The sequence below is a fragment of the Nostoc cf. edaphicum LEGE 07299 genome, assembly GCF_015207245.1.
GTDB classification, from domain to species: Bacteria; Cyanobacteriota; Cyanobacteriia; order Cyanobacteriales; family Nostocaceae; genus Nostoc; species Nostoc edaphicum_B.
Window position 1 is genome coordinate 1 of the sequence record NZ_JADEXF010000038.1, and the last position, 10389, is coordinate 10389.

Annotated in this window: 10 protein-coding genes; 5 read left to right on the forward strand and 5 right to left on the reverse strand. The window is 39.0% G+C overall.

The genetic code is table 11. The annotated features are described in order from the left end of the window. Window positions 1–424: MGMT family protein (locus tag IQ229_RS02035; RefSeq protein WP_194040818.1), on the forward strand; the 424-nt coding region annotated here is incomplete at its 5' end. Between the two features lie 51 nt (window positions 425–475). On the opposite strand, the gene IQ229_RS02040 is transcribed toward IQ229_RS02035, so the two are convergent. Together IQ229_RS02040 and IQ229_RS02045 are read right to left on the reverse strand one after the other, a co-directional pair. Next, window positions 476–1135: a hypothetical protein gene (locus IQ229_RS02040; RefSeq protein ID WP_228013022.1), complete on the reverse strand. Its 660-nt coding sequence runs from the start codon at window positions 1133–1135 to the stop codon at window positions 476–478. Between the two features lie 463 nt (window positions 1136–1598). Beyond that, on the reverse strand, window positions 1599–1994 hold the full coding sequence (locus IQ229_RS02045; protein WP_194040822.1) for a hypothetical protein: 396 nt from the start codon (window positions 1992–1994) through the stop codon (window positions 1599–1601). 950 nt (window positions 1995–2944) lie between these two features. On the opposite strand from IQ229_RS02045, the gene IQ229_RS02055 reads away from it, so the two are divergent. Then, window positions 2945–3397, forward strand: a complete 453-nt coding sequence (locus IQ229_RS02055; protein WP_194040826.1) for an Hsp20/alpha crystallin family protein — start codon at window positions 2945–2947, stop codon at window positions 3395–3397. Between the two features lie 230 nt (window positions 3398–3627). Here IQ229_RS02055 and IQ229_RS02060 read toward each other — a convergent pair whose 3' ends face one another. Continuing rightward, the gene (locus tag IQ229_RS02060) at window positions 3628–3777 is read right to left on the reverse strand and encodes a PsaJ protein (protein ID WP_194040828.1); all 150 of its coding nucleotides are present in this window, start codon (window positions 3775–3777) and stop codon (window positions 3628–3630) included. Between the two features lie 891 nt (window positions 3778–4668). On the opposite strand from IQ229_RS02060, the gene IQ229_RS02065 reads away from it, so the two are divergent. Then, entirely contained in the window at window positions 4669–5721 is a 1053-nt protein-coding gene (locus tag IQ229_RS02065) for an aromatic ring-hydroxylating oxygenase subunit alpha (protein ID WP_194040830.1), read from the forward strand. Between the two features lies 1 nt (window position 5722). Here IQ229_RS02065 and IQ229_RS02070 read toward each other — a convergent pair whose 3' ends face one another. Together IQ229_RS02070 and IQ229_RS02075 are read right to left on the reverse strand one after the other, a co-directional pair. Continuing rightward, a complete protein-coding gene (locus IQ229_RS02070; protein WP_194040832.1) occupies window positions 5723–6400 on the reverse strand; it encodes an SDR family oxidoreductase in 678 nt (225 codons plus the stop codon). 11 nt (window positions 6401–6411) lie between these two features. Then, complete coding sequence (locus IQ229_RS02075) at window positions 6412–7389, reverse strand: alpha/beta hydrolase family protein (RefSeq protein ID WP_194040834.1); 978 nt, start codon at window positions 7387–7389, stop codon at window positions 6412–6414. Between the two features lie 209 nt (window positions 7390–7598). Here IQ229_RS02075 and IQ229_RS02080 point away from each other — a divergent pair, with 209 nt between their 5' ends. Further along, entirely contained in the window at window positions 7599–7994 is a 396-nt protein-coding gene (locus tag IQ229_RS02080; protein ID WP_194040836.1) for a hypothetical protein, read from the forward strand. Between the two features lie 410 nt (window positions 7995–8404). Further along, the gene (locus tag IQ229_RS02085) at window positions 8405–10168 is read left to right on the forward strand and encodes a WD40 repeat domain-containing protein (RefSeq protein WP_194040838.1); all 1764 of its coding nucleotides are present in this window, start codon (window positions 8405–8407) and stop codon (window positions 10166–10168) included. Window positions 10169–10389: the final 221 nt, after the last annotated feature.

The window sequence follows — 10389 nt, forward strand, 5'->3', positions numbered from 1 at the left end:
AGGAATTTTAGGTGTAGTTATTAAATCAGGTAAAATTAAAGTTGATAGTAACTTTCAAGTTCAAGCTAATAAATTTACAGCATTATCTGAAAATCCATATAAACGATTTCTAAGTTTTATTATCAAAATACCAAGTGGAAAAGTAGTTACATATAAACAGATAATCAAAGCTATAGGAGTAGATAATAGTTATCTAAGAGCCATTCCTATATACCTGAAAAAAACTTCGGCTGCTGATTATCCGTTACATAGAATATTAGACTCTAAAGGTTATTTGATAACTTATGTTAGCCAACAAAAAATTAAGTTAGAAATGGAAGGAGTTCAGATTTTATCTGAAGCAGATTTATTACGCAACTTAAACAAAAGTTTTGTAGAGATTAAAGATTATCTATGGGAAGATAGTACTCTATATCTAGAATAGATATTACTGTGATTATCATATTTGTAATATTAGCTTACATTCAAAGCTTCATCAAGAAGATCCTTGATTTTTGATTTGTTTAGATGTAGCTTCCATAAAATCGATAAAAACTTTTATGAGCTTATGAATTCCCTCACTACCTCCTGCAATTAAACCACCTGTCAGCAATGCATCTAAACAACGGAAAATAATTACTTGTATGGGATTATCTAAATCAATAACTACAAGTGGTTCAATTGAGCGAACACCTATTGCGCTCATTAAAAGACCGAATAAAAGGGACGTCCATAGAGCAATTGTTCGTGTATCAGATTTATAAGCTGCTCTTTGGCGCTCTTTTTCATTTATATCATCCATTTGTGGCTGGAAAATTTTTAATGAATTTTGTTGATTTTGTGTAAAATTTTGGATGATTTGCTGTTCTAAACTCATTCCTTCTGGTGGGAGTCCACTGATTTGATTTGATTCCAAAGAAGGAAACTGTTGCTGCTGTCCTTCCATAAGCTTTATTTTCTCAGAAATTAGAGCCTTTTCTTGCTGAATACTAATATCTAATTGTTCGACGAATGGGCCACGCCAAGTAGTTATAAAAATTTCTAAAGAACGCTCTAACAACAAAGAAATGAATAATTGTAATGTAAGTAACTGGACAATATCATTAACTCCAAATGGTTTTAAAACGAATGGTTTAGATGATAACCAAGTTGACAAAGTTACTACTAGAAAACTAAAAATGATTAATACAATAAATAGAGGAGATTCGGGAGAAAACTTTAGCAACGTATCTATACTCCTGTTTCGCGTCACAATACATAACACAGCCTGGAGGTGAAAACTACACCTGCTGAGTAACTTAACAACGTTAATTTGATAGAACAGTAAATAATTTATGACCTGTCCCTTTTTTCTAAAAGTGTGATAAGTTACGCTTTTGTGGGAGCAGAAAGCATTCCAGTGCTACTGTGCATGGGACGGCGTTAGAGCAAGTAGCAACCGTAGCACCAACTAAAAACCCCTCCAGCACCTTGGAGGGGTTAAAGTCATATTTGCGAATGAGATAGTGATTAGGGGGAGACAGCAGCTTTTCCTGCTCGGTTACGCATTTTCTTGTCAAAGCAACCAGATGATAGTAAAGCATTTTATAAATCCATTACGAACCTCTGCAATCCTGTATTTAGTAAGATAAATTACTAATGCTGCCGAATGATGTCAGCTGCGACTCAAGAGTGTTTAGATAACCTTTATTATTCAAAGCTTGTGCTGGTAACTTTTTAGCGTTGACAGCAGCCTTAACCACATTTAATGCAGTCAGGCTTGCTGTTTGGTATTGAGATACCAAAGCGCTACCGCTAAGACTACCCTGTGCTTTCAGATTACTTTGATAAGCTAGAAATACAGCATCAAAGGGTTTGAGGTAGCTGACGTTAGTAGAATGAGTAGATGAATTGTTAGAATTGATAGCTATAGGTTCGCCACTATTATTAGTAGCTATTTGAGTGCCACCGATTCTAGGCAATAAAGCAATAGAAGTAACAATGAGTACAGAATCAATCAAGATAGAGAGTTTCATAGGATTATCCTTAGTTATAGTAAAGTGCAACTAGTGTTCTTGAGTAATAGAGTCTTATTTTTTATCTGTCTTAACTTCCTGCACCCAGTTCACCTAGACGGTTGATTTTTTTCTCACCCATTCGGGTGATTTAATTGAGCGCATCCTACGGTTCATTCAAAGTTGCTAAGACCCATCATCTGATAAGCAAGAACAGCAGTATCAAAGGTTTTGAGACAATTGATATCTGTGGAATCGTTGTGTAAAGTATTAGATTTGATACCTGTGTTGATTGATGTGTCACTCTTGCCATGAGTAGCTATTTGAGTTATCGCGATTCTAGGTATGACACTAGAATCAAGAATGTGTGCAAAATTGAGTAAGGAAAAGAGTTTCATTATTGATGCTGTGTTCGTTAATAAATCGGGAGTAAAGTTCAGGACAAACTTGAACAGATATATAGGACTAGCCCTTTCAAGGTGACTCGAAAAATCTCTTTTTTTTCTCTGTGTTCTCTGTGACTCTGCGGTTTAAAAGTAATTTATCTAACCACAGAGACGCAGAGAACACAGAGGTAAGAGATGAAAGAGAAATTTTCTGAACAAAATTTTTATCCACCTTGAAAGGGCTAGTCCTAATATATATTTAACTGAGGTTATCTAAAAATTTATGCAGCGTTGTTACTCAGTTGTAGACATAGCCAAACTGAGGCATCGTATTTCTGCGCTATCCCTTCAACAGCAGATTTATTGATTTAGTATAATTGAATCTAATTTGTCTATTTGGGTTTACCGAACAGAAAAATTAGAGTAACCCGTAAAAATTTTTCTATCAATTTAGTGCGGTAATCATCAATTAGTTGGTGTCAAAAACCGAACTTACAGCCGCTTCAACTCTACATAATATGAATATTAAGCACAAGGTTAAGTGCAAAACTTATTAAACAAAGCTAACTAAGGCGAGGAAGAGTTATGACACTAGTTCGTTGGAATCCTTGGAAAGAAATTGACACTCTACAACACCAAATAAATAGTTTATTTGAAGATACCAGACTACCATCTACATTGTTTGACAAAGGCTTAAGTAAAGTTCCTGCCGCTGAAATTCAAGAAACTGAAGATGCGATTCATTTAAAGATAGAACTGCCAGGAATAGAAGCTAAAGACCTGGATGTGCAAGTCACAGAAAATGCTGTTTACGTTAGCGGTGAGCGGAAGTCTGAAACGAAAACAGAAGAAAAAGGTGTTACTCGAAGTGAGTTTCATTACGGTAAATTTCAACGCATAATTCCTCTGTCGGCTCGAATTCAAAACACTAACGTCACAGCAGATTATAAAGATGGTATCTTGAATCTGACACTGCCTAAAACTGAGCAAGAAAAGAACAAAGTCGTCAAGGTTAATTTAAAACAACCTGCTAGCTAATGGGTCGTACTCAGATTACTTTACCTCCTTTGAGAGATTGAGATAACTAAAAGCCCGGTCACGAAAGTAACCGGGCTTTTTTATAACAATCCTCAAAACTATATTTTAAAAAAGTGCTAGAGAGCAAGGCTGTTATTGGATTTGACAAATGGATAGGCTTGTAACAGAGAGGTATGAAAGTAAGGTTTTCCAAATAGCGTAAACCTCAGTTATACGATCCACCCCTTATTTTATGGCATAGGATGGAAAAGAAGATCGGGTAAAAAATAATTAAAAAACGCCCACGTAGAAAAGGCAACTGATATCGAAATAACGGCAAGAACAGGAGCGAGGGAAAGGTATCTAAGGAAATAGCTTTTTTGGTCGTTTGATTTCTGCATATAGCACTCAGAAAAGAATTAGTGAATTAAGTTGAAATAACGCGGCTAAACGATAATTTACTTGTCTTTAGTATACAAATCACAAAAAAAACAGCGTTATTAGCGTTGCCTTTATAAACTCCTATATAGAATTAGAAGTTCAATTTGTTTTTATAATCCAATAATAATAACTAACACTCCACTACACCTCTAACCAAAGACTAGATAAATATTAAATTTATTTGTAATATAAAACACAAAAAAATATCGTTATTACTCGAAGAAGTTTTAGAGAGACAGAGCTAGAGACTTGCCTTAACAAGAGGAGTATTCATACTATAGTATCTCTAGATACATGAGATTAAATGTGTTGTGATATAACTGTTAGGCAAGCCTCCCATCTCAATACGCTTGGGTTATACCAATTCTGTATGAAGATGCGCTAAACCATATTTAAGTACAAGAAACAAAAACGAAGCGCATTCGCGCAGCGTCTCGTTAGAGAAGGACGTAAAGGACACAAAGAAAGAAGTTAAAAGGGTTTGGCCCAGCCTCACAAAGAGGGAGCATCCACTTTTGGAAGAAACACCGGGCGATTGGAAATCGCGGCTACATAAACGAAGTCCGCCTACGCGGACTCTCTGAAACCCGCGCAGGCGGGTTTAGTTTGTATAGCCCCAGACTTCTAGTCTGTTCGCGTAGCGTGCGCCTTAGCGCAGGGCGATCCGCCAAAAGTGGATGCTCCCAATGCTCTTAGAACAACCTAAATCTGAGAGAATTACGAACACGACCAAGAAGTACATCAGTTGAATTTACCTACAGCAATTAAAAACCTGAAAGAATGTTTTCTAGCATCACCTTCCTTTCCACAAACCAGGGCTTTCGTTGTGTCAAAGGCAGAGGCCATTAGTTATGAAAAATAACGATAATTTTGTATTACGTAATACTTGGTACTATGCTCTGCCTAGCGATCAAATCAAGCCAGGTATGATGATTAGCCGCATTTTCTTAGGAGAACCAGTGCTGTTAGTTCGCAGCCAGGATGGCAAAGTGTCTGCGATGACGGACATTTGTCCCCATCGTGGTGTGCCCTTGAGTTGTGGGAGATTCAATGGGCAGGAAGTTGAATGCTGTTATCACGGTTGGCGCTTTAACTCCGCTGGACGGTGTACTGCAATACCTTCTCTTGTGGAGGAACAGCAGATGGATTTAAGTCGCTTTGATGTGCAGTCATATAGTATTCGCGAAGCCCAAGGGAATATCTGGATATATATGCCCGATCCCGATAACCCTCAACCTGCGTCTGATATGGAAATTCCGGTAATACCAGGGTTTGACGATCGCTCTCACCAGTTTGTAGAGGTGGTAAAATTTCCTTGTTTTATAGATCATGCAGTGGTAGGTCTGATGGATCCGGCTCATTCACCTTATGTTCATCGCGCTTGGTGGTGGCGAAATGAGCAATTGCACGAAGAAGTAAAGCAATTTGATGCTTCGCCCTATGGCTTCACGATGCGACGACACCGATTACCAGCGAATGGGGGTCGATTATACTGGTTGATTGGCGGTGGTGTGCCGGAAACGGAGATTTCTTTTCGTTTACCTGGAGTCAGAATCGAAGAAACCACCATTGGCAATCATCGAGTCGTTAATTTGACGGCAGTTACACCAATTTCAGACACAGAAACGGAGGTAACTTTTGCTCTTTACTGGACACTTCCTTGGGTAGGCTTTTTCAAGCCACTTTTACACGTGCTGGCGCGGACTTTCATTGGCCAAGACAGAACGGTGGTAGAAAAACAGCAAATTGGACTGAAATATAATCCTGTGCTGCGGCTGATTAAAGACTCAGATATGCAGTCGCAGTGGTATTACCAGTTAAAGCGGGAGTATGCTCGATCTGTTGCTGAAGGACGAGAATTTGTCAATCCTGTCAAGGGTCAAATACTCCGCTGGCGTGCTTAAATTACTCCAAAGAAAATTCGGCAAATTCTCTTTGCCCGAATAGCATATTTCGGTCTATGGCGGACAAGATTTTATTATTGGCGCGTTGGCTATTTAAAGAGCGAACAACCAACTGAGCCACATCTGCACGATTGATGCTACCAATAATGTGCGGATCTTCAGTCAAAACGCCATTACCCGTTGCTGGTTCTGACTTGAGTCCACCAGGACGGATGATTGTATAAGTAAGTCCACTGGCGATTAAGTGTTGTTCAGCTTTGTCTTTCTCAGCTAAAACTTTTCCCAATGTTTCTAAAACTTGAGGTGAGAGAGCAACAACACTATTGCCAGCACCGATGGAAGATACAAGAATAAACTTTTGTACCCCAGCTTTAACTGCTGCATCAATCAGATTTCTATTACCGGGGTAATCTGCTCTTTCTCCCTCTGTCGGTAAACCGCCAATTGTACTGATAACGGTGTGAATAGGTTCATCTGTCAGCATTGCGCGTTCGACATCGCCAATATTCAAGGCATCTCCCATAACTACCTCAATACCGATTCCTCCTAGTTCGCTTGCAACTGCTGCTTTTCTCAGGAGTGCTTTGACTTTTAGCTGTTGTGCTGTCAGATATTGAGCAATTTCTCGACCAACACCGCGACTTGCTCCAGCCAGAAAAATATAAGATGCACTTGTCATAATAAATTTAACTATTTACGCTCAAAGGATTTTATCAGAGGATTGGGAGTATTTAATAATTGCTCAAGCGACTGAGATGCTTCTGGTTGATGGCGAACATGAGTGTCAATAAACAAATTAATGATTTCACCCATCAGCAAACGGAAGCTTTCTTGGGGTTGGGTGGCGGGAAAGTCCAACAAGGGTGTCTTTAAGGTGGAGTCTGGCTGATTTATCGAAAAGTGATTTGCCCCTTCCAAAAGTAGTAGATAGCTATCATTTCGTCCGCCAGTAATTGCTTCTTGGAATGTACGGATGACTGGGGTGGTAGCATTTCCAGGACTTATACCATAGCGATCGCAGCTGTTCGCAATTATTCCATCGCAGGTTCCTCCCATCAGTAGAAGTGGTAGGGAGTCTGGTAAGGGTAAAATAGTATCTGCCTCGTACCCTAGTGATAACGTTGCCATAGTGTGTAAACCATAGCCAAAAGATGCTGCAATTTGAGGGAAAAAATCAGGATCGGCATTTTCAATTGCTACTCTACCACCTGCGGAGTGCCCACCTAAAATTATTCGTTGTAGATCGAGCATTCCAGCTAAAATACCCTCAGACTGCAACTGTTCCACTTTCGCTAACAGTGCAGGCAAAGCCGAAGCAGTCGGAACAGTACGATAAATTGTTGGTTTCCTCTTTTCAACATCAATCCCTGGAGTCAGACTAATTATTCCTGGCATAACTTCTGCAATCCAGTTAAAGAGAATCACTACTAGTCCATGTTCAGCGAGTTTAACCGCCAACCACTGATATTGTTGAGCATCACAGTTAAAGCCGTTGAAGAAAATTACTACTGGAAAAGGTGCCTTTTCTAAATCAACTGGCAAAATTTCTCTATTTATTTCTACCTGACTCGGCATACGTGCTGGATAGAAAATTTTCAGGTGAATGGTATCGTAAGGAGACTGGAAACCCTCAATTTTAGCAGCTTGGAAAAAATGATCAATTGTCATTTGGTTTTTCCTAATATCATTTTCCGAAAATTCATCTATTGCCCAGGTACAACTACTCCCAGCAATCCTAATCTAGCGATCGCCAATAACTGAGTAACCATAATTACAAAAATAATATCAGGATAGCAATTATACTTAACCCTATTGTAGGAAGTAATTTAGTCAACATTTGTGTAAATGTAGCAAATAACTTTTCTTTGGATAAACTTATGTCTAAAAAATCCCAACCCAATCTAGAACAATACCAAGATGTCAGATTATCTGCTACCACAAGAATTTGGGTAATTACAGTAGCCATTCTAGGAGTTTGCGTCCCACTGTCAGCCGTTACTAGAAGCGGTGCTATTCTTCCTTTAGTTGCAATTGGTGGCGCAGCTGTTGGTACAGTTGCTGTTTGGCGTTCTGATGAGCAAAAATCCAAAACTAACTATTTGCAACAGCAGCAAATAGAACTGCTAGAGCGGAGATTAGCGAATTTAGAAACAATTGTTAGCAGTGAGGACTTGAACTTGCAAATGAAGATTAAACAGATCGAAGCAAGGGATACTTTTGGCGACTCTTCCGATCTAAGTACTACACCCAGACAACCAAAACGCAAAGGTTAAAATTAGCCAATCGTCACCATTTATTTCGATTTCAGAGGATATTACCGAGAATTATCGTTACTAGGTTATTTTTATCTAGCTATTTGCTGACTTAACGTTACTGCAATCTTTAAATCCGTCTCAAATTCAACTTTCCTTCGCAGCTAGAAGTGTTTCTTAGAAACAGTATCTCGATCTCTATCTCCGTTAGAATTGACTGATATCATCTAATTCTATATACTTCAACTGCATCAGTTCATGAAATGTCTAAGTGCTATCCATCTATCTCTTTCCCGGAAACATTTCTCAATGGCTGTGTTTTATTAGACTGTTAATATTACTGAATTTTTAATTAACTAAGGTTATAAACTTGAGTAATTGCATTTGTATAGCTTACCGTAGGTATGCAATAGTTTGCCGTAGGAATGTAGATGGATTGGATTAGCTTACTCAAAGCTCAACAAATTGACTTCCTTCAACGTGTGAAAAAACCTAAAACTTATGACTTATCTTTGCTGGAAAGTCAAGTTAAAGGTTGTCACACTGAAGTTATAGCCTTTTGGGGCCAGCCATTGGCTAGACTCCAAGAACTTTCTCGCCAACAAGCAGAAGTTCTCGCCAAAAATCCGCCGCCGACGCCGCCGGAATATCCTGAGCCGCCTGACTGGACGATACCTTTTCCTAAATACTTCCAACAACAAGCCCAAGATTATCTTTTACGGGAACATATTGTTGACAGGGTAATAACTGAACGCTTGGGCAAGTTAGTAAAAAAGGTGTCACAAGATACTTTGCAAAACATGATTTTAGATGATGAGGGAAATTTGTGTAGCGAAAGTAAATTTCCTTATATAGTTAAAGATCATCCTCACCTAAGCGTTCAAGTTTATGTTGCTGATGGAGAAAGTTTTAATGGTATTAAGAAAGACAAAATTAGGTGGTCGATTACTCAAGAAGATTTAAAAAATCACCAAGTATTAATTTTTCTCTGTTTATTTTATCCATCTACAGGTAATTTAGGTTACGAGAAGCAAAGCATAATAACAGGCTTTTTACCTACTAGTCAGCTTGAATTGACTGAACCAAAACTGTATGTAACTCCAAGTAATTTGTTATATGCAGGGGGGTTAAGTTGGTATTTAGAATCACTTATGGGTAAAAAAGACACGTCGCCAGTAATTAATGAGATAGCGATCGCAGATACAATACAGACTCTACCATCAGAACATTGTCTCAAGGGTATAGTCGGTGACTGGGAATGCTGGCAGACTTTGCAAGGACACACCAGAGGGATTAATTGCCTAGCTTTCAGTTCTGGGTGTAATAATGGCAAAGCCTTACCTATATTGGCAAGTGGTAGTCGTGGAGAGACTAAACTCTGGGATTTAAGCAAGGGCGAATTAATAGAGACATTATCAGAGTATCCTTGGGTAATATCTGGGCTGGTGGATGAAGTGAATTCCCTAGCTTTTAGTTCAGATGGACAGACTTTAGTGAGTTGCGGTGCAGATTCGACAATTAAGCTTTGGCACGTAGGCGCTTTAGACTTGATAGATATTTTGCACAAACACAATGGGGTAGTGCGGTGTGCTGCTTTCACCCCAGATGGCAGAATGCTAGCAACAGGCGGAGATGACAGAAAAATTCTCTTTTGGGATTTGATGCAACGTCAGGTTGCGATCGCACTTTCCTTAGATGATACAGCTGCTCATTCCTTAGTTTTAAGTCGAGACGGCGAAACTCTAGTTACAGGTAGTTACCGCAAAATCAAAGTTTGGCGCACTTCACCCCAAACAGGAATCAAAAGTTTAAAAGATGCACAACCACTACATACCCTCATGGGTCATTCTCACATCGTTTGTTCCTTAGCAATCAGTGCAGATGCTAAACTGCTCGTGAGTGGTAGTTGGGATCAAACGATTAAAGTTTGGCAATTGAAGACTGGGGAATTACTTCATACTCTTAAAGGACATAGAGATAGGGTATATGCGATCGCTTTAAGTCCTGATGGACAAATTATCGCTAGCGGTAGTGCTGATAAAACCATCAAGTTGTGGCATTTACAAACCGGGGAATTGCTGGCTACGTTTACAGGTCATCGGAATATAGTCACAGCATTAGCCTTCACAGCTTCCGGTGAAATGTTAGTCAGCGGCAGTCTGGATAAGACAATTAAAATTTGGCAACGCAGTTAATCGTAGTTGGTAATTCATCATCACACTTTCTCTGTAGCTTGCTTCTTTGCAAAAGTACAATAGACACTTTGCAAAAGTAGCAAATGCCAAGATGTTGGGAAAAGGTTAAAGGATAAGGGAAAATTCTATACCTTTACCCTTTACTTTTTTTGTAACAATTTAGCCACGTCACTACTGCTTTGTGCTTACTAGCAAAGCCAAACTAACAGCAAGTATATTAC